The sequence below is a fragment of the Micromonospora sp. CPM1 genome, from assembly GCF_023896895.1.
Lineage (GTDB): Bacteria > Actinomycetota > Actinomycetes > Mycobacteriales > Micromonosporaceae > Micromonospora > Micromonospora tulbaghiae.
This window is the reverse complement of sequence record NZ_JAMHIU010000021.1, coordinates 31,677-51,975: the sequence shown is the minus strand read 5'-3', so window position 1 is coordinate 51,975 and position 20,299 is coordinate 31,677. Positions and strand designations below refer to the sequence as shown.

The window sequence follows — 20,299 nt, the reverse complement described above, 5'->3', positions numbered from 1 at the left end:
CTTGGACAGGTGTTCCTAAACCCGCATTGCCCAGGATCGGACCTCCGCCTATAACACCGCTCGTAGAAGGGCTGCTTGGCTGAACTGACGGGTTCTTGGCGACATTCGATCGACGCCCGCTGATCGGTGCGGGTGGCGTAATCGGGACTGCGACGATAGGAGGGATGACCGGTGCCGGATCTGAGCCGAAATACGGGTCAGACGAATGCGGGTCGGCCCGTGGCGCCGGCCGGACAGGCGCGGGCGGGCGCTGGAGCATGACCTGGGCGTGCTGGAGTTCGCCGCTCAACCCCGTCATCAACCCGCGCGCCCGTACGTTCAACTGCTCCAGGTCGTCGTCCGTCACCGGGGGCCGTTCCGGCAACCGGCTTCCCGCCACCGCCTTCGGGTCGGCGATCGTCGCCTCGTACGCCTGCTTCTGCCGCAGCTTCTTCGCGTACTCCTCGTGCAGCGGTTGCAGCTCGGCCCGCGCGCTGCCGATGGCGCGGGCGGCGGCTGCCAGCGCGTCGTAGTTCGCGGCGGCGGCGTCGTGGGTGCGCTGCACGCGGTCGATGAGCTGGTCGAGTTCGCCGATGTACGCCCGCGCGGCGGTGTTGGTCTCCGGCGGCCACGCCTCGGCCAGGCCGCGCCGGTATTCGCGCAGGCGGCTCAGGTGGGCCAGGGCGAGGTCGCAGACCTTGCGCCAGCCGGCGACCTGCTTCCACTGGCCGGCGGTGTCCTGGTCCTGCACGCACGCCCACATGCTGAGGACGTCCATCAGCCGCCAGTCGGTCAGCCCGGAGGTGCGTCCGCTGCCCCGTTCGATCACGGCAGGATCACCCGGCTCTGTTCGGGGGCGGTGGGGTCGGCCAGTGGCGGCATCGGGCGGGCGACGGTGGCGGAGGGGCCGGCGAGCGCTCGTTCCACGTCGGCCACCCGGGCGGAGGAGAACGCGTCGGCGTCGCCGTAGCGGGCGGCGATCCGTCCGGCGGCGTCGGCGAGGCGGCCGGTGGCCGGTGCGAGATCCCAGACCGCGCTCACCGCGGCGGTCTGGGTGTCGTGGTGGGCCTGGAGGAACTGGACCAGCTCGATGAAGGCGTCGGCCGGGTTGGGCACCGGGGCCTTCATGTCGTCGGCGATGTAGGACAGGTGCGGCGAGTAGTTGCGCGTCACCTCGTCCTGGAGGCGGTCGGCGAACTCCCGCATCTGTCGGATGTCGGCCTCGATGCCGCCGTAGCCGCGCAGCCAGCCGGCTGGCTGGTTGTCCTCCGGGATCATCGGAGCCTCCTGCCCGTCACCACACGGTTTCCCTGAGTGAGGTTAATGGCTCGAAGCTGATCCCGGCAGCCCCGCCCCCGTCGCCGCGAGCGGGAGGTGAGGTCAGCGGGGGAGGCCGGAGGCCCGCCAGGCGCCGGGGCCGGCGATCGGCCCGGCCAGGGCGGGGCGTGCGCTGCGCGCCCACTGCGACACGGGGGCCGGCGCGGCGGCCGGGGCCGGGCGGGTGCGCACCACGATCGCGCCGACCAGAGCGGCCAGCTCCTCGGCGGTGGGCACGCCACGGACGATCCGGAACAGCGGCTCCTCGGCAGACATGACCCCAGGGTACGCGTCGCGAATTCGACCTTCGCCGTACAGTGGCGTGCCGACGGTGTGAGCGTCGCAGCGGCCGGGTACGGTTCTCTGCGATGTCGAACGCGCTCCCCCAACTCGTCGCCGACCGGTACCGGCTTCTCACGCCGCTCGGTCAAGGCGGCATGGGCCGCGTCTGGAAGGCGCGGGACGAGGTGCTGCACCGGGACGTGGCCATCAAGGAACTGGTCCCGCCCCCCGGCCTCACCCCGGAGGAGCGCCGCGAGATGCGCGAGCGCTCGCTGCGTGAGGCGCGGGCGATCGCCCGCCTCAACAACGTCAACGTGGTCCGCATCTTCGACGTGCTGCGCACCGACGGCGATCCGTGGATCGTCATGGAGTACGTGGCGTCGAAGTCGTTGCAGGACACCATCGCCGAGGACGGCCCGGTCACCCCGGCCAAGGCGGTCGAGATCGGCCTCGGCGTGCTGAACGCGCTGAAGGCCGCGCACAAGGCCGGCATCATGCACCGCGACGTCAAGCCGGGCAACGTGCTGCTCGGCGAGGACGGCCGCGTGGTGCTCACCGACTTCGGCCTGGCCACCATCCCCGGCGACCCGAACGTGACGCGCACCGGCATGGTGCTGGGCTCGCCCGCGTACATCTCGCCGGAGCGCGCCCGCGACGGCACGGCCGGCCCGGAGGCGGACCTCTGGTCGCTCGGCGCCACGCTCTACGCGGCGGTCGAGGGCAAGTCGCCGTACGCGCGCCCGTCGGCGATCGCCACGCTGGCCGCGCTCGCCACCGAGCCGATGCCGCCGCCGCGCAACGCCGGGCCGCTCAAGCCGGTGCTCCAGGGCCTGCTGCGCAAGGATCCGGACGAGCGGATCACCGCCGAGGTGGCGGAGCGCATGCTGCGCAAGGCCGCCGGCCGTCGCGCCAAGAGCATCTCGCTGCTGGACGGCGTACGCCGGCCGGGGCCGAACGGTCCGCGCGTGCCGCGCCCGCCGCTGGTGCCCGCGCCGCGCCCGGCCGAGCAGGCCGAACGCGCGGCGAGCGCGGCGTCCGGGGTCGCCGCAACCGGGGGTACGGCGGCAGCCGCCGACCCGGCGGCGAACGTGCCGGCGCCCACCTCGGACGCCGGTCCCACCGCGAAGGTGACCCCGCCGCCCGCCGAGCCGACGGCGAAGCTCGACCCGGCGCCCTCGGCCGACGAGACGCGGGTGGACGACGAGGCCCGGGTGGACGGCGTCGACCCGGCGCTGGACGAGACGCGGCTCGACGGCGAGCCCGTCACCGACGCCCCGGCGCCGGTCAGCCCGGCCGTGACCGGCTCCGCGCCGGTCAGCCCGGCTCCGGTGCAGGAGGCGCCGTCGACCGGCCGGGCCACCGTGCTGCCGGTCGAGAAGTCCGCGCCGAACCGGCGCAACCTGCTGATCGGCGCGCTGGTCCTGCTGCTGCTCGTCGGCCTGGTGGTGGCTGTGCCGCTGCTGAACAACGGTGACGACGGCGACGGCGGCGAGCCGACGGCCGGCACCTCGGCGTCGGCGGCGCCGCCACCCGCGCCGAGCGAGAGCGCGTCGCCGAGCGCCCCGGCGACGAGCGCGTCGGCCAGCCCCACGCCGTCGGCCAGCCCGTCGGCCTCGGGGTTCACGCTGCCGGCCGGATGGCGTCTCTACACCGGCCCGAACGGCTTCAAGGTGCCGATCCCGAACGGTTTCGAGGCGCGGGTCCGCAGCGACAACGTCGTGCTCTACGAGGTCGGCGGCGCTCGGCGGGTGCTGTTCATCCAGTGGACCCCCGAGCCGAAGCCCGACGCGTACGCCGACTGGAAGGGCCAGGAGCCGTACCGGGCGTCGCGTGTTCGGAACTACAAGCTGGTCGGAATCACCAAGTGCGACCCCTACTTCCGCACCTGTGCCGACTGGGACTGGCTGCAGACGCGCGACGACGGCACCCGGTTCCACGTGCGTAACCGGGGTGTGGCGACGGCCAGTAACAGGGGCTTCGCGCTGCGCTGGGAGGTGCCCGCGAAGGACTGGGACGCCAACCTGGCGAACTGGGAGATCATCACCAAGGGCTTCGTGCCGGACCGTCAGAACTGACCGGGAATCCCGCCGGTCACGGAACTCGCTCGCATGGCTTTCCGTCCTCGGGGGTATGAATCCCTCCGACGACGGAAGGAGGCGCGACATGGGTTACCGACGGAGGTACACCGGCCCGCGGCTGGCACTGTGGATGCTCGTTGCGCTCGGCGACGTCGTACTGCTCCTGATCAGCGCCGGCCTGTCCGCGCCGCTCGCGGTCCTCGGCGTGCTGACGCTCACGGTCGTGGGCGTGGCGGCGTGGCGCCTGACGCGCCGGACGCCGGTGCCCGTCCCGGCCACCGCGCGCCGCAGAGCCTGATTCCGGTACGACGACAACGGGACCGCCTCGTGACGAGGCGGTCCCACTCGTGTCGCGCGTACGTCAGGTGTTGTTCGCCAGCGCGATCAGCCGGCTGCGGTCACCGTTCCAGTAGTTGCGGTCGACGTTGCCGCTGATCCCGGAGACGGCGCCGGTGCTGGTGTACTGCCAGAAGCTCCAGAAGGGAGCGCCGGCCGGCAGCGTTCCGGGGGCGCTGGCCCAGCGGGCGAGCCACAGCGGGTGGTTGGCCCACGGGCCGGTCCAGCTGCCGGTGCACTGGTTCCACCAGCTCGTGGTGGTGTAGATGACCGCGTACCGGCCGGTGCGGGAGCGGTAGGTGTTCAGGAAGTCCTGGATCCAGTTGCGCATGCCGGTGGTGCTCAGGCCGTAGCAGTAGCCACCGCTGTACGGGTTGCCCTCGATGTCCAGCGCGGCGGGAAGCGTACGGCTGTCGGCCGACCAGGCGCCACCGTTGCTGGCCAGGTAGTTGGCCTGGGTGGAACCGGCGGAGATGTTCGGCCGGGCGAAGTGGTACGCCCCGCGGATCACCCCGGCGTTGTACGCGTTGACGTAGTTCGCGTTGAAGTTCGGGTCCTTGTAGCTCGTACCCTCGGTGGCCTTGATGAAGGCGAACTGGATGCCCGAGTTACGCACGCTGGTCCAGTTGATGCTGCCCTGGTAGCGGGAGACGTCGATCCCGGGCGTGGTCGCGGCGGCGGCCGGTCCGGCGGTCGCCACGAGGGCCACGGCCGCGGTGGCGGCGGCGGCCAGGCCGGCGGCGAGAAGCCGGCGTACGGAGAGTCTGGTGCTGGGCATGGTTGCCTCCAGAGGGACGTCCGTCTATTGACGCCCATCTTTGGAGCTTAGTGCCCTAGATCGCAATAGGGGGAAAGGAAATTTTCATCGACGGTCGTCGTTCGCCCAGGTGGCGCGACGGGTGCGGATCAGCGCAGGGTGCTCGGGTCCGTCGCCCAGCGGAACGGCTCGGTGACACAGAGCGTCTCGCCCGCCTTCGCGACGGCATCCTCCACGTAGTGCGCGTCGTCGAGCCGGTGCAGCCGCAGCGAGTTCGAGGCAGGGCCCACGATCAGGCTCCCGTCGAGCAGTTCGATGCGGTCGTGACTGTCGCCCAACTCTGTGAGACGCCGCCGGTCGAACGACACGGCTCGGGGCGGTAGGCTCCCCGCCCATGCCCCTGATCGACGGTCTCACCACGCTCTGGGACACGCTGACCAGCGCCCAGCCGGACCCGCCGCCGCTGCTCGTGGTGGTCACCGCCGTGGTCGCGCTCGCGGTGGTCGTGGCCCGGCTGCCCTGGCGGATCGCCCGCAACGCGGTGACCATCGCGCACGAGGGCGGCCACGCGCTCGTCGCGTTGCTCACCGGCCGGCGGCTGCACGGCATCCGGCTGCACTCGGACACCTCCGGGCTGACGCTGTCCGCCGGCCGTCCCACCGGGCCCGGCATGATCCTCACGCTGCTCGCCGGGTACGTCGCGCCGTCGCTGCTCGGCCTCGGCGGCGCGTGGCTGCTGGCCGGGAACCGGATCACGCTGCTGCTCTGGCTCGCGGTGGCGCTGCTGCTGGGCATGCTGGTGATGATCCGCAACCTGTTCGGCGCGCTGTCGCTGCTGGTCACCGGCGGTGTGGTGCTCGCCGTCTCCTGGTACACCTCGCCCGAGGTGCAGGCCGCGTTCGCCTGGACGTCGGTGTGGTTCCTGCTGATCGGCGGCGTACGGCCGGTGTTCGAGCTGCACCGGCAGCGCGCCCGGGGCCGGATGCCGCAGTCCGACGCCGACCAGCTCGCCCGGATCACGCCGTTCCCGGCGTTGTTCTGGGTGGGCCTGTTCCTGCTGGTGAGCGTGGGCGCACTCGCCGCCGGAGCGCTGCTGCTGGCCGGCCCGATCCTCGCCGACACGGGCCTCACCGCCTGACTGAGCCGAGCCGTATCTCGTCCCGGAGCGGGTCGCCTCGCGGCAGGGCAGAATCGGATCCGTGCGATACGTGATCATCGGAGCGGGCGCGGTCGGCGGCACCATCGGCGTACTCCTGGCCGACGCCGGCCACGACGTGACGCTCGTGGCCCGCGGCGCGCACCTGGACGCGCTGCGGGAACGGGGTCTGACGCTGCGCACGCCGGACCGCGACGTGGCCGGCCGGCTCCCCGCGGTGGCCGGACCGGACGGCCCGCCGCTGCCGGCGGACACCGTGCTGGTCCTCACCGTGAAGTCGCAGGACACCGTGGCGGCGCTCGACACCTGGGCGGACGCCCCGGTCGAGGGCGGCGGAACGGCGGGCGAACGGCTGCCGGTCGTGCTGGCCCAGAACGGCGTGGCGAACGAGCCGGCCGCGCTGCGCCGCTTCGCCCGCGTACACCCGGTCTGCGTGTGGCTGCCCGCCACCCACCTGGAGCCGGGCGTGGTGGTCGCCAACGGCCATCCGCATCCGGGCATGCTGCACATCGGCCGCTACCCGGGCGGCGCCGACGACACCAGCCGGGCGGTCGCCGCCGACCTGACCGCCGCCGGGTTCGTCGCGCCGGTCCGCGACGACGTGATGCGCTGGAAGTACGGCAAGCTGCTCGCCAACCTCGGCAACGGCCTCCAGGCGCTGCTCGGCCGGGACGTGCCCGAGTCGCTGTCGAAGCGGGTACGCGCCGAGGGCGAGGCGGCGCTCGCCGCGGCGGGCATCGCCCACACCACTGTCGAGGAGGAGGCCGCCGAACGGGGCGACCTGGTGTCGCACCGGCCGGTCGGCGGCGAGGAGCGCTCCGGCGGCTCCACCTGGCAGAGCCTGGCCCGTGGTGCCGGCTCGGTCGAGACCGACCACCTCAACGGCGAGATCGTGCTGCTGGGGCGCCTGCACGGCGTGCCCACCCCGGCCAACGCGGCCGTGCAGACCGCGGTACGCCGGGCGGTGCGCGACCGGATCCCGGCCGGCGGCTTCCCGGTGAGCGAACTGGAGAAAATGATCGGCTGAGCGGCAACCGCACCCGGTACGCCAGGCGTCTCCCCTGCGACCGCCACTCGGGAGGTAGCAGGTGCCGGACGTCGACGGGTTCGACGAGTTCTACCGGGGCAGCCGGCAACGGCTGCTCGGGTTCGTCTACGTGCTCACCGGCAACCTCGCCGAGGCGCAGGACGCCGTGCAGGAGGCGTACATCCGGGCCTGGCAGCGGTGGTCCACAGTGCGTGGGTACGACGACCCGGAGGCATGGGTGCGGGTGGTGGCGAGCCGGATCGCGGTGAGCCGCTGGCGCAGCCTGCGCAGCCGGGCCCGTGCCTACCTGCGCCACGGCGCCGAGGAGAGCATGCCGGCCCCGAGCACCGACACGGTCGAGGTGGTGGCGGCGTTGCGGCGGCTGCCCGAGGAACAACGCGTAGCCCTCGCGCTGTACTACCTGCTCGGCATGCCGGTCGCCGAGGTCGCCCGGGAGACCGAGGCGCCGGTCGGCACGGTCAAGGCGCGTCTGTCCCGGGGCCGAGCCGCCCTGGCCGAACTGCTCGCGGTCGTGGATCTGGAGGAGCCCGCCGATGCGTGACGACGACCTGGCGTTCATCGACGCGATGCAACGGGATCTGCACGCCGTCCGCTGGGCGGAGCCGGCCGAGCTGCGGGCACGAGCCCGGCGTCGCAGCCGCCGCGCGGTGGCCGCCGCGGCCGTGGCGGTCCTCGCGCTCACCTCCGGGGCCGCGTTCGTGGCGTCCGGCCGCGCCGCCTCGCCGGCGCCGGCACCGGTCGCTGCCAGCCGGCCGGCGACCCCGTGGAGCGCCGCCGATGTGCCCACCGAGGTGCTGCTGCAACCGGTGGACCTGCGGGTGGCCGGCGTCGAACCGTCGAGCGACGCCGGTCTCGACGAGGAGATCCGGCTGGACCAGATGCTGGAGGTCTGCCGGCAGGATCAGGGCCTGCGGACGGAGTGGGTGAAGTCCCGCTACTCGCGGTCGGTGGCCCTCCTGCGGCAGCGGCCGGGCAGCAGCGATCCGTCGGACCGGCAGCCGGTGGCCCTTCAGGACGTCTACCGGCTCGCGGCGCAGGACGGTGAGCGGCTGTTCGACGGGCTGCCCGCGCTGCTGGCGCCCTGCCGCACGTGGCGATCCGCCGGCCTCGTGGAGGTGAAGGGCATGCGGATCCAGGCGGAGGTCGTCCACTCCTGGCAGACGGTCGACAGCGGCTTCGCCGGCGACGAGTCGGTGCTGGTGCGGCACACCGTCGGGAAGATGCAGCGGCTGGACACCGGGGCGCCGCTCGGTGCCGGGAGCCCGCCGAGGGACCAGGCGGTGGTGCGGGTCGGTGACCTCGTCACGGTGCTGCGCACCGGCGCGGGCGGCGACGAGGTGGCCCTGCGGGATCTGGCGAGGGTCGCCGCCGAGCGGATGTGCCGCGCCGCGACCCCGGGCTGCTGACGCCGGTGCCCCCGCCGCTTCGGCGGCGGGGGCATCCGACGTACTACAGCGGGATGTTGCCGTGCTTCTTCGGCGGCAGCGTCTCGCGCTTGGTGCGCAGCACCCGCAGCGCCCGCACGATCTGGGTACGCGTCTCGTGCGGCGGGATCACCCCGTCGACGTAGCCGCGCTCCGCCGCGATGTACGGGTTGGCGAGCGTGTTCTCGTACTCGGCGATCTTCTCGGCGCGCACGGCGGCCGGGTCCTCGGCGTTCGCCAGCTCCGAGCGGTAGAGGATGTTCACCGCGCCCTGCGCGCCCATCACCGCGATCTGCGCGGTCGGCCAGGCGAAGTTCAGGTCCGCGCCGAGGTGCTTGGAGCCCATCACGTCGTACGCGCCGCCGTACGCCTTGCGGGTGATGACTGTGACCTTCGGGACGGTGGCCTCGGCGTACGCGTAGATGAGCTTCGCGCCGCGGCGGATGATGCCGTCCCACTCCTGGCCGGTGCCGGGCAGGAAGCCGGGCACGTCCACGAAGGTGAGCACCGGGACGTTGAACGCGTCGCAGGTGCGCACGAACCGGGCCGCCTTCTCCGACGCGGCGATGTCGAGCGTGCCGGCGAACTGCATCGGCTGGTTCGCCACCACGCCCACCGGGCGTCCCTCGACGCGGCCGAAGCCGACCACCATGTTCTGCGCGTACAGCGGCTGCACCTCGAGGAACTCGCCGTCGTCGAGCACGTGCTCGATGACCCGGTGCATGTCGTACGGCTGGTTGGCCGAGTCCGGGATCAGCGTGTCCAGCTCACGGTCGGAGTCGGTGACGTCGAGGATCGCGGGCGCGTCGAAGACCGGCGGCTCGTCCAGGTTGTTCGACGGCAGGTACGACAGCAGCGCCTTGACGTACTCGATCGCGTCCTCCTCGTCGGTGCCGAGGTAGTGCGCGTTGCCGCTGCGGGCGTTGTGGGTGCGGGCGCCGCCCAACTCCTCCATGCCGACGTCCTCGCCGGTGACCGTCTTGATCACGTCGGGACCGGTGATGAACATGTGTGACGTCTGGTCGACCATGACGGTGAAGTCGGTGACCGCCGGGGAGTAGACCGCGCCGCCCGCGCACGGGCCCATGATCAGCGAGATCTGCGGGATGACGCCGCTGGCCCGTACGTTGCGGAAGAAGATCTCGCCGTAGAGGCCGAGGGACGCGACGCCCTCCTGGATCCGCGCGCCGCCGGAGTCGTTGATGCCGACGACCGGGCAGCCGATCTTCATGGCCAGGTCCATCAGCTTGACGATCTTCTCGCCGAAGACCTCGCCGAGGGAGCCGCCGAAGACGGTGAAGTCCTGCGCGAAGACGCAGATCTGCCGGCCGTCCACGGTGCCGTAGCCGGTCACCACGCCGTCGCCGTACGGGCGGGTCTTCTCCAGCCCGAAGTTGGTCGAGCGGTGCCGGGCGAACTCGTCCAGCTCGACGAACGAGCCCTCGTCGAGGAGCATCTCGATCCGCTCGCGGGCGGTCTTCTTGCCCCGCGCGTGCTGCTTCTCGACCGCGCGTGCCGACCCGGCGTGCACCGCCTCGTCGAGCCGTCGCTCCAGGTCCGCCAGCTTGCCGGCGGTCGTGTGGATGTTGAACCCGGTCTCGGTAGTCACCCGTGGAATATAACGATGGTTCAGGTGTCTGAGGCTGTGCAGTGCGCCTCACCGCTTCGCGGCGACCGGCGGGCCGGGTGGCCGTAGGCTGGCGGGATGCCCGGCTCGCCGTACACCGATCTGGACCGACCGCCGCTGTCGGCGGCCCGGCTGCGGCGCGCGCTGGTCGCGCCGAACGGGCCCTGGCGCCGGTTGGAGCTGCTGGCCGAGACCGGCTCGACGAACGCGGACGCGGTGGCCGCGGCCCGGGCCGGCGAGCCGGAGGGCCTGGTGGTGGTCGCCGAGCGGCAGACCGCGGGCCGCGGCCGCCGGGGCCGCGTCTGGCAGTCGCCGCCGCGCGCGGGTCTCGCGACGAGCGTGCTGCTGCGGCCCGGTGAGGCGGTCGCGGAGCGCGGCTGGTCGCCCGTGCCCGCCACCGGGTACGGCTGGCTGCCGCTGCTCGCCGGCGTCGCGCTGGTCGAGGCGGTACGCCTGCTGGCCGAGCTGGACGCGCGGCTGAAGTGGCCCAACGACCTGCTGGTGGACGGCGCGAAGTGCGCCGGGGTGCTGGCCGAAGCGGTGCCGGGGGAGATCGACCGGCCCCCGGCGATCGTGGTCGGTGTCGGGCTGAACGTGACGCTGCGCGCCGACGAACTGCCGGAGAACCCGACCGGGCTGCCCGCCACCTCGCTCCAGCTCGCCGGCGCCACCGCCACCGACCGGGATCCGCTGCTGCGGGCGCTGCTGCGCTCGCTCGCCGACTGGTACGAGCGTTGGCGTGACGCCGGAGGTGACGCGGAGGCCAGTGGGCTGCGTGAGGCGTACCTGGCGGGGTGCGCGACAGTCGGCCGCCGGGTGCGGGTGCTGCTGCCCGACGGCCGGGAGGCGCACGGCACCGCCACCGGCGTGGACGCCGACGGGCAGCTCCTGGTCGACGCCGACGGGGAGACCTTGCGGCTGGCCGCGGGCGACGTGCTGCACCTGCGCTGAGGCACCCGGGAAGATCACCGCAACAACGGTCGCCGACCGCCCGCGCGGCCGATGCCGGCCGGATGCACCGACCGGTTACGGTCAGCGCGTCCGGTTCTGCGAGGAGGTTCCGCGTGGCGTTCCCCGAAGACGTGCTCACCGAGGACGAGCACGTCGTGTTGCACCTGCACCCGCACTGGAAGGCCCTGATCCGGCCGGTCCTGGTGCTCGTGCTCGCCGTCGCGGCGGTCGTCGCCGGGTGGCTCCTGCTGCCCGACGGCAGCGGCGGCACGATCGCGCTCTACGCGATCGCGGTGGTCGCGCTGGTGCTGGTGTTGTGGCTGGGTCTGTGGCCGTTTCTGGTCTGGCGCACCACGCACTACCTGTTCACGAACGAGCGGGTGCTGCTCCAGCAGGGCGTGCTGTCGCGTAACCGGCGGGATCTGCCGCTGACCCGGATCAACGACCACGCCATGCACCAGCGTTTCGTGGAGCGGCTGCTGGGCTGCGGCACGCTGACCATCGAGTCGGCGGGTGAGCGCGGCCAGTCGGTGCTGCACGACGTGCCGGGCGTGGACCGGGTGCAGACGAAGCTCTACGAGCTGGTCGAGGCGCACCACGACAAGCACAGCCTCGGTGACGGCGAGATGCGCGAGATCCTGGCCGACATGACCGAGGGCAAGTCCCTGCGCGACCAGCCCTGACCCGGCGACGGAAGAGGCCGGCACCCCGTGGCAGGGGTGCCGGCCTCTCGTCGTTCAGCGGCGGGCGCGGCGGGGCTGGAGTTCCGCGGCGAGTTCGGCGTCCAGGTCGGCGCCGAGCGCGCCACCGAGCCCGGCGTCCGCCGGTGCGGGTCGCCCTCGCGGCGGCGGGAAGTCGGCCGCCCGGCCGGGGCCCGCGGGCGGTTCCTCCTCCTCCAGCTCGCTGACCGACTCGGCCAGTTCGGCCACCGGGTCCATCTCGGCGACGTTGTCCCACTCGTCACGCGGCACCGAGTGCCAGGTCTCCTCGGCGTGCTTGGGGACGGGCTGGAAGACGAACGTCCGGTAGGACCAGAAGCGGAACAGCGTGGCCAGCAGGACACCGATGGTCTTGGCGACGTTCAGCGCCAGCAGGCCGTGTACGCCGAGGCCGTACTTGGCCAGGGCCAGGACGCCGAGTTCGATGACCAGGCCCGCGCCGTTGAAGAGGAAGAACAGGACGTATTCGCGCCGGAGTGCCGATTTCGGTCGATCACGGTACGTCCAGTGACGATTCATCAGATACGACGTGATCGTGGCGACAATCGTCGCGATCACTGTCGCCTTCAGCTGACCGTCACGGAAAACCGTGAGTGCCAGCGCATTGAACACCGCGTAATTGATGACGGTGTTGATGCCGCCGACGATGCCGAATTTGAGCGCCTCGTGGATGAACTTCTGCCAGCGCTCGGGCAGCAGACGGACTCCAGGCATGCGGAACACCTTAGGCAGTTGGCTGGGCCGGCTGGGCCCGGCGGGTCGGGATGGGCGGTTCGTCACGCCCCGGACTCTCGGTCGTGGCTCGTTGCCGGAGCGGGAGGTGTTCCCGCCTCGACGAAGACGAACCGTCGGTACGACCAGAACCGGAAGAGCGTGCCCAGGCCGGTGCCGACGACGAAGCTCGCGATGTTGTCGGCCAGGGGGGTCTGGAACACCGCGGGCCAGATCGCGCCCAACCCGTAGTGGCTGATCGCCAGGCAGGCCACCGCGATGCCGAGGCCGACCGCGTTGAAGAAGAAGAACAGCGCGTACTCGCGGGCCGGGTTCGACCGCTGCCGGTGCCGCCAGGTCCAGAACCGGTTGCCGAGGAAGGCGACGGTCGCGGCGATCACCGTGGAGATGGTCTTCGCGGCCAGCGGGGGCATGTCCCGGCCGCTGGACAGGTAGTTGAAGAGGACGAAGTCCACGACGAAGGCCAGACCGCCGACGGTGGCGAACTTGCTCAGCTCGTGGATGAGGTGACCGAAACGGTCGAGCAGTGCTCCGATCGGACCCCGGCGGGTCTGCGGAGCCCCCGGTTGGTCTCCGGTCATCGTCGCGGCCACCCGCCGAGAGTACCGGTTGTGCGGTAACCGGGCGGACTGCAACGGCGAGTCGGCCACGACGGCTTCGCCGCGGCCGTCGCGCTCGGGCCGCGCGGGTCGGAGCGGCGTCGCCCGTTCTCGATGTCCGTGAGCAGAGCGTAACGCGCTGTGCGAATCTGTGGAGCGCATCACGGAATCGTCTTTCGCGACATGTTCGTACGCTTCCCCTCGATCGGGCGTCGGGGTCACTCCGGCGCCGGACCCGGTCGTCGAAGGTTCACCGCAGGATTTGCGTGAAACTGCGCGCGAAAGCGGGTATCAGATCGTGATGCCGCAGCGTGGCCGTACCTTGTGCAGTTCTTCACAACCAGTCCCACTGACTGACGAGGCAGTCCGGTTTACGCTGAGCCCAATCCCAGGTTTCCACGAGGCGGCGTACCAGCCCGCCGGAACTCGTGCACCCCATAGATCGGTCAGCGTCGACCACAAGGAGAAGTGACATGGTTGCTCCGGCTGCTGTTCGGGGTATCGATCAGGCCCCGACGTCCCACCCCAAGCTGCTCGCCTGGGTACGTGAGGTCGCGGAACTGACCACCCCGGACCGCGTGGTCTGGGTGGACGGGTCTGATGAGGAGTGGCGCCGTCTCACCGACGAACTCGTCGCCAACGGCACCCTGATCCGCCTTAATCCCGAGAAGAAGCCCAACTCGTTCTACGCGCGTACCGACCCCACGGACGTCGCCCGGGTGGAGGAGCGCACCTTCATCTGCTCCGTCGACGAGGCGGACGCCGGCCCCACCAACAACTGGATGGCGCCGGCCGAGATGAAGCGGACGATGACGGAGCTGTACCGCGGCAGCATGCGCGGGCGCACCATGTACGTCATCCCGTTCTGCATGGGCCCCATCGAGGCCGAGAACCCCATGTTCGGCGTGGAGATCACCGACAGCCCGTACGTCGTCGCCTCGATGCGGATCATGACCCGGATGGGGTCGGCGATCCTGGAGGCGATGGGCGACGACGCCGACTTCGTGCACGCGCTGCACTCCATCGGCGCCCCGCTCGCGCCGGGCCAGCAGGACGTGGCGTGGCCGTGCAACGAGACCAAGTACATCTCGCACTTCCCGGAGAGCCGGGAGATCTGGTCCTACGGCTCCGGCTACGGCGGCAACTCGCTGCTCGGCAAGAAGTGCTACTCGCTGCGTATCGCCAGCGTGATGGGGCGCGACGAGGGCTGGCTGGCCGAGCACATGCTGATCCTCAAGATCACCTCGCCGGAGGGCAAGGTCTACCACATCGCCGGCGCCTTCCCGTCCGCCTGCGGCAAGACCAACCTCGCCATGCTGGAGCCGACCATCCCGGGCTGGAAGGTCGAGACCATCGGCGACGACATCGCCTGGATGCGGTTCGGCGCGGACGGCCGCCTCTACGCGATCAACCCCGAGTACGGCCTGTTCGGCGTCGCTCCCGGCACCGACTGGAAGACCAACGCCAACGCCATGCGGACGCTGGACCGGGGCAACTCCATCTTCACCAACGTGGCGCTCACCGACGACGGCGACATCTGGTGGGAGGGCATGGGTGAGCCGCCGGCGCACCTGATCGACTGGAAGGGCAACGACTGGACGCCGGAGAGCGAGAACCTCTCCTCGCACGCGAACAGCCGCTTCTGCACCCCGATCACGCAGTGCCCGATCCTGGCCGACGACTACTACGACCCGAACGGCGTGCCGATCGACGCGATCCTGTTCGGTGGCCGCCGCCGGGACACCATCCCGCTGGTCACCGAGGCCCGCGACTGGGTACACGGCGTCTACATGGGCGCCACGCTCTCCTCGGAGACGACCGCCGCCGCCTCCGGCGCGGTCGGCGTGGTCCGCCGCGACCCGATGGCCATGCTGCCGTTCATCGGCTACAACGCCGGCGACTACTTCCGGCACTGGATCGAGATGGGCAAGGGCGCGGACGGCGACGAGGCCAAGCTGCCCAAGATCTACTACGTGAACTGGTTCCGCAAGGACGCCGAGGGCAACTTCCTCTGGCCGGGCTTCGGCGAGAACTCCCGCGTGCTCAAGTGGGTCATCGAGCGGCTGGAGGGCCGGGCCGAGGCGGTGGAGACGCCGATCGGCATGGTGCCGGCGCAGGACGCGCTCGACGTCGAGGGTCTGGACATGACCCCGGAGGACGTCCGGATCGCACTGAAGGTCGACGCGGACGAGTGGCGCAACGAGCTGCCGCTGGTCACCGAGTGGTTCGAGAAGTTCGGGGACAAGCTCCCCGGCGTGCTCTGGGCCGAGCTGGACGCGCTGCGCGCCCGGCTCGACGCGGAGCCGCAGAAGTAACAGGTGTGCCTGTTGCCCGCGCCGGGCAACATCGGATGCCATGAGGACGGCCGCTGAACCTGTCGAGGTCCGGCGGCCGTCCGCCGTCCGGGCGCTCACCACGCTGCTCGCCGTGACCGCGGCGGCCACCGTCGTGGTCGAGCTGCTCAACTACTGGTACGCCCCGGAGCAGGAGTTCGGTCTGGCCGTACGCACCGGCTGGGCGATGCTCCGGTCGCTCGGCTTCCTGCTGCTGATCGGCCACGTGAACAAGGGCCGGGTGGGCGCCCGGCCGTTCGGGCTGATCCTGGCGGTGACCACGATCTTCGCGGTCGGGCGGCTGATCGTGCCCCGGCAAGGGGTGCCCGCGCTGCCCGGCCTGGTCGGGTTCGCCGTGCTCACGGCGCTCTGCGTCGCCGTGGTGGTGCTGCTCTACCGCTCCGAGGCGATCCGCGCGCATCTGGTCCGGCACCGCAAGGGCCTGGTCGTCGAGGGCGGGACGATCGCCTGGCGGGAGATGACGCCGAAGCGCCCGCAGGCGAACGGGTGGGTGCTCACCGCCCGCGTCGCCGCGTTCACCTACAGCCCGCTGATGCTGGTGCCGGCGCTCGTCGCCACGGGCGCCGTGCTGGACGGGCGGCTGGCCGCCGTACCGGCAGTGATCCTCTGGTTCGGCGCGGGCATCGCGGTCAGCTACGCCGTGCTGTTCTGCACCGCCTTCCTGCTGCGCGACAAGGCGTGGGCGCGGAACGGCCTGGTGGCCGTCACCCTCGGCGTCCTCGCGATCGACCTGCCCCTGTGCTGGTGGCTGCTCGGCACCGACGGCCTGATCCGAGACGGCGCCCCCCTGGTCACAGCCGCCGCCCTCTGCCTCTGGTCCCTGAACCGAGCCACCCGCACCCCCACCCCCACCCCACCCCGTCGATCATGAAGTTGGCGGCGATTTCGATCTCCGTTGATGCCGTCAACCTCATGATCGTCGCCCGTGGCGGGGCGCGGCGGGGCAGGATGAGGGGGTGTGGGACGTCGTGGTGGTGGGAGCGGGGCCGGCCGGGGCCGCCGCGGCGCTCGGTGCGCGGCGTGCCGGCGCGGCGCGGGTGCTGCTGCTCGACCGGTCCGACTTCCCCCGCGACAAGGCGTGCGGGGACGGCATCGCCGCGCACGCGCTGGACGTCCTCGCCGAACTGGGCGTGACCGGGGCGGTCGACGGCTACCCGCCGCTGCCCGCACTGCGCCTGGTCGGCCCGGGCGGCGGCACCGTCGCCCGGACGCTGCCCCGGCCCGCGTACACGGTGCCCCGCCAGGTGTTCGACGCACGCCTTGTCGCGGCGGCGGTGGCCGCGGGCGTGGAGTTGCGGCGGCACACGGTACGCCGGGTGGAGATCGCCGCCGACCGGGTGCTGCTCGACGGAGAGCTGTCCGCGCGGGCGGTGGTCGGCGCGGACGGCGCCGGATCGGTGGTACGGCGCGCGCTCGGCCACCCGGTCAACCCGGACCGGCATCTGGCCCTCGCCATCCGGGGCTACGCGCCCGCGCCGGCCGGGCCGCCCGAACAACTCATCGTCACCTCGGCGGCGCGCTGGCCCGCGTACGCCTGGGCCTTCCCGATCGGCGACGGTCGCGCGAACGTCGGGTACGGGGAGGTGCTGCGCGGCGAACCGCTGACCCGCGCGCACCTGCTCGACCGGATGGCCGCGCTGCTGCCGGACGTCGACCCGGCGACGGTCACCGACCTGCGGGCGCACCACCTGCCGCTGTCCACCCACCGCCCGGCGCCCGGCCGGGGCAGGGTGCTGCTGGCCGGGGACGCGCTGTCGCTGATCAACCCGTTCACCGGCGAGGGCATCTTCTACGCGCTGCGCTCCGGCGCGCTGGCCGGCGCGGCGGCGGCCGGCTCTCCCGCCGAGGCCGCCCGGGCGTACGCCGCCGCGCTGCGCGCCCGGCTCGGCACCCACCTGCGCCACAGCTCGGTCGCGGCGTGGCTGGCCCGGCGGCGGCGGGTGGTCGACGCGGCGGTCGGCGCGGCCCGGCGGGACGAGCGCGTCTACCGCACAGTGGTGGAGCTGGGACTCGGCGACGGCCGGCTGGACGCGCGCACCCTGATGGCGATCGGGGCGGACCTGCCGCGACCGCGCCGGACCGTCTCACCGTCAGGTGATATGCCACCGAGACACTGATCTCTCCCGCGGGTCGCTACCCTGCAAGGTGATGACTCTGCGGAAACTCCTCTACTCCGTGTACGAGCGCCGGCTGACGGCGAAGCTCGCGGGCAAGCCCGTACCCGCACACGTCGGCGTGATGTGCGACGGCAACCGCAGATGGGCCCGGGAAATGGGCTTCGTCGACCCGAACGACGGCCACCGGATGGGCGCCGAACGGATCAAGGAGCTGCTCCGCTGGTGCGACGCGGCCGGCGTCGGGCACGTCACACTCTGGCTGCTCTCCACCGACAACCTCTCCCGCCCGGCCGCCGAGCTGGACCCGCTGCTCCAGATCATCGAGGACCTCACCACCGAGCTGGCCGAGGAGGGCAACCCCTGGCGGCTGCGGATGGTCGGCGCGCTCGACGTGCTGCCGGCGCAGCACGCCGCCGCGCTCAAGGCCGCCGAGGAACGCACCCGCGACCGCGACGGCGGGGCTCAGGTCAACATCGCGGTCGGGTACGGCGGGCGGCGCGAGATCGCCGACGCGGTCCGCTCGCTGCTGCTGGAGCACGCGGCCAACGGCGGCACGATCGAGGAGCTGGCCACCTCGCTCGACGTCGACCACATCTCCGAGCACCTCTACACGAAAGGGCTGCCGGACCCGGATCTGATCATCCGGACCAGTGGCGAGCAGCGGCTCTCCGGCTTCATGCTCTGGCAGAGCGCGCACTCGGAGTTCTACTTCTGCGAGCTGAACTGGCCCGACTTCCGCAAGGTCGACTTCCTGCGGGCCCTGCGCTCCTACGCCACCCGCCAGCGCCGCTTCGGCACCTGACCCCCTCGCCCCGCCCCCCCCGCCCCGCCCCGCCTCGCCCCGGCGATCTTGCACTTTCGGCCCCGAGGGCGCGGCTTATGCCCCCTTTGTTCGGACCGTAAGTGCAAGATCGCGGAGAGACCGGGCCCCGGGGTCGGGGCCCGGGGGCGTCAGCGGAGGTGGGGGAGGGCGGCGGTGAGGAAGTCGGCCAGCGCCGCCGGGGAGTCCAGGGTCAGGTCGGCGGCGTCGGCCACCTCGTGACCGGTCTCCGGGTTGGCGACCGCGACGCAGACACCGAGGAAGTCGGGATCGGCGGCGGCGCGGGCGCGCAGCGCGGCGAACGCCTTGATGTCGGAGACGTCGTCGCCGAAGTACCAGGCGCCACCGGCGTCCCGGACCGTCTCGCCGATCACCATGCCCTTGTCCCGGTCGACCGGGGGCTTGAGTTCCAGCACCATCCGGCCCGGCTGGGCGCGCAGGCCCAGCCGCTCGGCCTGGGCTCGGCCCCACTCCTGCACCAGGTCGCCGAGCTGCGGGGCGGTACGCCAGTGCAGCGCGACGGAGAGCCGCTTGTACTCGACGAGCGCACCGGGCGGCAGTTCCGCGCGGGCCTGCTCGGCCAGCTCGGACATGGTGGGCACCCACGGCAGGGCGGCCGGCTCGGTGACCGTCTCGCCGCCGGAGTGGCTGTGCTCCAGGCCGTAGAGCCCGTACAGGTCGATGCCGGCGAGGCCGCCGAGGTGGTCGCGGAGGAAGTCCACCGGGCGGGCGGAGACGATGGCGATCCGGCGGACGTGCGGGGCGAGCGCCTCCAGCGCGCTGAGCACGTTGGGCGCGGGCCGTACGGCCGTGGGATCGTCGTCGACGGGCGCCAGGGTGCCGTCGAAGTCGAAGAAGAGGACGACGTCACCCGCGCGGTCGGCGGTCGCACGCCAGGCGTGCTCCGCGTTCAACGGGGTCTTCGGCTGCTGGTTGCCCAGATTCAACGGCGGCACGCGCGTCAGCGTACCCCGCGCCGGGCGGCGTATTCGTGGCCGAGATGTGACGTCGGAACGACGTGGGGATCAGCGTTCGGCGGCTCCTCGTCCCCGGCGACCGAACGGCACCACGGCCGCCTCCTGCCCGTGGCTGAGCAGGTAGCCCTCCACGAAGCCGGTGTTGCGGTCGCCGGTGTGCGCCTCGATCTCGTTGAGCCGCGCCACCAGGAACTCGGTGAGCGCGCTGACCCGGTCGTTGAGCCGATCGTGCAGCTCGGCGACGACGGCGAGGATCACCGCGGTGCCGGCCGTGGTGAGCGCGAAGAGGTTGACGACCAGGGGAAGCTGCCCGCCGTCCAGTACGCCGACCACCACGTTGCCGGTCACGCACGATGTCAGCGACACCACCGCGACCACGACTGCCAACCATTTCAGGGTCATGGACAGACCCCTCCTTCTGTCCCGCAGGGCTGGGTTCGGCTGTGTCCCGTCCCCCCGCCGATGACGAGCCCCTAGCAGTACAAACGTGGACGCTAGCGGGTCCGTTCCGTCCCCGCGGCGAAACGATCGGGTCCGACCTTCCGTTCTTTCGCCATCTGAGGAACTAGCCCGCCTGTTTACCCCTATTTCGGACACCGCCCGGCAGGGTCGGGCGATATGCGAGGTAACGAATGGTTTCCCGAATGTGGAACTTCTCCGCGTCGGACACGTTCGGGTCGACCAGCCGGCGCAGCAGCGCCTCCACGTCCGGGTCCATCGGGGGCGGGGCCGGCGCGGTACGCGGCCCGGCGGTCCGATCCCAGCCGAGCGCGGTGAACGCGGCGGCCGGATCGAGCCCCAGCCCTTCGCAGAAGGCGACCACCCGCTCCGCCTCCGGGTCGCTGGCCCAGTCGCCGCGAACCCATCGGTTGATGGTCTGGCGGGAGACGCCGGTGCGCCGGGAGACCTCGGTGCCGCTCCAGGCCCGCAGCGCGCGGGCGTCGTCGAGCGCGCGCCGGACGAAGGTGGCGAACGCGATCTTCCGTGCGTTGGTCGTCTCGGTCACCCCGTGACGGTACGGCCAGT

General features: G+C 72.1%; 23 protein-coding genes. 13 read left to right on the top strand and 10 right to left on the bottom strand.

Going from position 1 to position 20,299, the window contains the following annotated elements:
- Nucleotides 1-257 precede the first annotated feature (257 nt).
- Complete coding sequence (locus M8C11_RS30630; protein ID WP_308212780.1) at nt 258-512, top strand: hypothetical protein; 255 nt, start codon at nt 258-260, stop codon at nt 510-512.
- 292 nt (nt 513-804) lie between these two features.
- Here M8C11_RS30630 and M8C11_RS23495 read toward each other — a convergent pair whose 3' ends face one another.
- Nucleotides 805-1,257: a hypothetical protein gene (locus M8C11_RS23495; protein ID WP_121684324.1), complete on the bottom strand. Its 453-nt coding sequence runs from the start codon at nt 1,255-1,257 to the stop codon at nt 805-807.
- A 102-nt stretch (nt 1,258-1,359) separates the two neighbouring features.
- Entirely contained in the window at nt 1,360-1,572 is a 213-nt protein-coding gene (locus M8C11_RS23490; protein ID WP_252453153.1) for an acyl-CoA carboxylase subunit epsilon, read from the bottom strand.
- Between the two features lie 92 nt (nt 1,573-1,664).
- Between M8C11_RS23490 and M8C11_RS23485 the strand changes: the two genes are divergently transcribed.
- Both M8C11_RS23485 and M8C11_RS23480 read left to right on the top strand, forming a co-directional pair.
- Complete coding sequence (locus M8C11_RS23485; RefSeq protein WP_252453151.1) at nt 1,665-3,653, top strand: serine/threonine-protein kinase; 1,989 nt, start codon at nt 1,665-1,667, stop codon at nt 3,651-3,653.
- A gap of 88 nt (nt 3,654-3,741) precedes the next feature.
- A complete protein-coding gene (locus tag M8C11_RS23480) occupies nt 3,742-3,954 on the top strand; it encodes a hypothetical protein (protein WP_252453149.1) in 213 nt (70 codons plus the stop codon).
- Nucleotides 3,955-4,017: 63 nt separating this feature from the next.
- Here M8C11_RS23480 and M8C11_RS23475 read toward each other — a convergent pair whose 3' ends face one another.
- Nucleotides 4,018-4,770: a GH25 family lysozyme gene (locus tag M8C11_RS23475; protein ID WP_120571641.1), complete on the bottom strand. Its 753-nt coding sequence runs from the start codon at nt 4,768-4,770 to the stop codon at nt 4,018-4,020.
- A 128-nt stretch (nt 4,771-4,898) separates the two neighbouring features.
- Nucleotides 4,899-5,117 (bottom strand): hypothetical protein, encoded by a 219-nt coding sequence (locus M8C11_RS23470; protein ID WP_252453146.1) that lies wholly within the window; start codon nt 5,115-5,117, stop codon nt 4,899-4,901.
- A gap of 26 nt (nt 5,118-5,143) precedes the next feature.
- On the opposite strand from M8C11_RS23470, the gene M8C11_RS23465 reads away from it, so the two are divergent.
- The 4 genes from M8C11_RS23465 (at nt 5,144) to M8C11_RS23450 (ending at nt 8,359) form a co-directional block, all read left to right on the top strand.
- Nucleotides 5,144-5,887 (top strand): M50 family metallopeptidase, encoded by a 744-nt coding sequence (locus M8C11_RS23465; RefSeq protein WP_252453143.1) that lies wholly within the window; start codon nt 5,144-5,146, stop codon nt 5,885-5,887.
- A gap of 61 nt (nt 5,888-5,948) precedes the next feature.
- Nucleotides 5,949-6,932, top strand: a complete 984-nt coding sequence (locus M8C11_RS30625) for a ketopantoate reductase family protein (RefSeq protein ID WP_252453140.1) — start codon at nt 5,949-5,951, stop codon at nt 6,930-6,932.
- A gap of 61 nt (nt 6,933-6,993) precedes the next feature.
- Nucleotides 6,994-7,494: a SigE family RNA polymerase sigma factor gene (locus M8C11_RS23455; RefSeq protein ID WP_135243323.1), complete on the top strand. Its 501-nt coding sequence runs from the start codon at nt 6,994-6,996 to the stop codon at nt 7,492-7,494.
- Nucleotides 7,487-8,359 (top strand): hypothetical protein, encoded by an 873-nt coding sequence (locus M8C11_RS23450; protein ID WP_252453137.1) that lies wholly within the window; start codon nt 7,487-7,489, stop codon nt 8,357-8,359. The genes M8C11_RS23455 and M8C11_RS23450 overlap by 8 nt, the downstream gene beginning before the upstream one ends.
- A gap of 43 nt (nt 8,360-8,402) precedes the next feature.
- On the opposite strand, the gene M8C11_RS23445 is transcribed toward M8C11_RS23450, so the two are convergent.
- Nucleotides 8,403-9,986: an acyl-CoA carboxylase subunit beta gene (locus M8C11_RS23445; RefSeq protein ID WP_252453134.1), complete on the bottom strand. Its 1,584-nt coding sequence runs from the start codon at nt 9,984-9,986 to the stop codon at nt 8,403-8,405.
- A gap of 96 nt (nt 9,987-10,082) precedes the next feature.
- Here M8C11_RS23445 and M8C11_RS23440 point away from each other — a divergent pair, with 96 nt between their 5' ends.
- Both M8C11_RS23440 and M8C11_RS23435 read left to right on the top strand, forming a co-directional pair.
- Complete coding sequence (locus tag M8C11_RS23440; RefSeq protein ID WP_120571634.1) at nt 10,083-10,955, top strand: biotin--[acetyl-CoA-carboxylase] ligase; 873 nt, start codon at nt 10,083-10,085, stop codon at nt 10,953-10,955.
- Between the two features lie 113 nt (nt 10,956-11,068).
- Complete coding sequence (locus M8C11_RS23435; RefSeq protein ID WP_121685398.1) at nt 11,069-11,638, top strand: PH domain-containing protein; 570 nt, start codon at nt 11,069-11,071, stop codon at nt 11,636-11,638.
- A gap of 54 nt (nt 11,639-11,692) precedes the next feature.
- Here the strand turns inward: M8C11_RS23435 and M8C11_RS23430 are convergent, their stop codons facing one another.
- On the bottom strand, nt 11,693-12,388 hold the full coding sequence (locus tag M8C11_RS23430; protein WP_252453131.1) for a GtrA family protein: 696 nt from the start codon (nt 12,386-12,388) through the stop codon (nt 11,693-11,695).
- 62 nt (nt 12,389-12,450) lie between these two features.
- Nucleotides 12,451-12,987 carry a GtrA family protein gene (locus M8C11_RS23425; RefSeq protein ID WP_256487386.1) on the bottom strand — a complete coding sequence of 179 codons (537 nt, stop codon included), beginning with the start codon at nt 12,985-12,987 and terminating at the stop codon, nt 12,451-12,453.
- Nucleotides 12,988-13,478: 491 nt separating this feature from the next.
- Here M8C11_RS23425 and M8C11_RS23420 point away from each other — a divergent pair, with 491 nt between their 5' ends.
- From M8C11_RS23420 to M8C11_RS23405, 4 genes are all read left to right on the top strand, one after another.
- Nucleotides 13,479-15,320 carry a phosphoenolpyruvate carboxykinase (GTP) gene (locus tag M8C11_RS23420; RefSeq protein ID WP_091415722.1) on the top strand — a complete coding sequence of 614 codons (1,842 nt, stop codon included), beginning with the start codon at nt 13,479-13,481 and terminating at the stop codon, nt 15,318-15,320.
- A 40-nt stretch (nt 15,321-15,360) separates the two neighbouring features.
- Nucleotides 15,361-16,230, top strand: a complete 870-nt coding sequence (locus tag M8C11_RS23415; RefSeq protein ID WP_252453126.1) for a hypothetical protein — start codon at nt 15,361-15,363, stop codon at nt 16,228-16,230.
- Nucleotides 16,231-16,315: 85 nt separating this feature from the next.
- Nucleotides 16,316-17,476: a geranylgeranyl reductase family protein gene (locus tag M8C11_RS23410; RefSeq protein WP_252453124.1), complete on the top strand. Its 1,161-nt coding sequence runs from the start codon at nt 16,316-16,318 to the stop codon at nt 17,474-17,476.
- 31 nt (nt 17,477-17,507) lie between these two features.
- Nucleotides 17,508-18,278 carry an isoprenyl transferase gene (locus tag M8C11_RS23405; protein WP_120571629.1) on the top strand — a complete coding sequence of 257 codons (771 nt, stop codon included), beginning with the start codon at nt 17,508-17,510 and terminating at the stop codon, nt 18,276-18,278.
- Nucleotides 18,279-18,427: 149 nt separating this feature from the next.
- Here the strand turns inward: M8C11_RS23405 and otsB are convergent, their stop codons facing one another.
- The 3 genes from otsB to M8C11_RS23390 all read right to left on the bottom strand — a co-directional run bounded on the left by otsB (nt 18,428) and on the right by M8C11_RS23390 (nt 20,279).
- Nucleotides 18,428-19,252, bottom strand: coding sequence for a trehalose-phosphatase (otsB, locus tag M8C11_RS23400; RefSeq protein WP_252453122.1), 825 nt, complete (start codon nt 19,250-19,252; stop codon nt 18,428-18,430).
- A 69-nt stretch (nt 19,253-19,321) separates the two neighbouring features.
- Nucleotides 19,322-19,675 carry a hypothetical protein gene (locus M8C11_RS23395; protein WP_013284062.1) on the bottom strand — a complete coding sequence of 118 codons (354 nt, stop codon included), beginning with the start codon at nt 19,673-19,675 and terminating at the stop codon, nt 19,322-19,324.
- Nucleotides 19,676-19,838: 163 nt separating this feature from the next.
- Entirely contained in the window at nt 19,839-20,279 is a 441-nt protein-coding gene (locus tag M8C11_RS23390; RefSeq protein ID WP_120571627.1) for a helix-turn-helix transcriptional regulator, read from the bottom strand.
- Nucleotides 20,280-20,299: the final 20 nt, after the last annotated feature.

Bases quoted from the DNA above. Each gene is read 5' to 3' on its own strand.
- M8C11_RS30630 (WP_308212780.1), top strand. From the start codon at position 258: ATGACCTGGGCGTGCTGGAGTTCGCCGCTCAACCCCGTCATCAACCCG.
- M8C11_RS23495 (WP_121684324.1), bottom strand. From the start codon at position 1,257: ATGATCCCGGAGGACAACCAGCCAGCCGGCTGGCTGCGCGGCTACGGC.
- M8C11_RS23490 (WP_252453153.1), bottom strand. From the start codon at position 1,572: ATGTCTGCCGAGGAGCCGCTGTTCCGGATCGTCCGTGGCGTGCCCACC.
- M8C11_RS23485 (WP_252453151.1), top strand. From the start codon at position 1,665: ATGTCGAACGCGCTCCCCCAACTCGTCGCCGACCGGTACCGGCTTCTC.
- M8C11_RS23480 (WP_252453149.1), top strand. From the start codon at position 3,742: ATGGGTTACCGACGGAGGTACACCGGCCCGCGGCTGGCACTGTGGATG.
- M8C11_RS23475 (WP_120571641.1), bottom strand. From the start codon at position 4,770: ATGCCCAGCACCAGACTCTCCGTACGCCGGCTTCTCGCCGCCGGCCTG.
- M8C11_RS23465 (WP_252453143.1), top strand. From the start codon at position 5,144: ATGCCCCTGATCGACGGTCTCACCACGCTCTGGGACACGCTGACCAGC.
- M8C11_RS23450 (WP_252453137.1), top strand. From the start codon at position 7,487: ATGCGTGACGACGACCTGGCGTTCATCGACGCGATGCAACGGGATCTG.
- M8C11_RS23440 (WP_120571634.1), top strand. From the start codon at position 10,083: ATGCCCGGCTCGCCGTACACCGATCTGGACCGACCGCCGCTGTCGGCG.
- M8C11_RS23430 (WP_252453131.1), bottom strand. From the start codon at position 12,388: ATGCCTGGAGTCCGTCTGCTGCCCGAGCGCTGGCAGAAGTTCATCCAC.
- M8C11_RS23425 (WP_256487386.1), bottom strand. From the start codon at position 12,987: ATGACCGGAGACCAACCGGGGGCTCCGCAGACCCGCCGGGGTCCGATC.
- M8C11_RS23420 (WP_091415722.1), top strand. From the start codon at position 13,479: ATGGTTGCTCCGGCTGCTGTTCGGGGTATCGATCAGGCCCCGACGTCC.
- M8C11_RS23415 (WP_252453126.1), top strand. From the start codon at position 15,361: ATGAGGACGGCCGCTGAACCTGTCGAGGTCCGGCGGCCGTCCGCCGTC.
- M8C11_RS23405 (WP_120571629.1), top strand. From the start codon at position 17,508: ATGACTCTGCGGAAACTCCTCTACTCCGTGTACGAGCGCCGGCTGACG.
- M8C11_RS23395 (WP_013284062.1), bottom strand. From the start codon at position 19,675: ATGACCCTGAAATGGTTGGCAGTCGTGGTCGCGGTGGTGTCGCTGACA.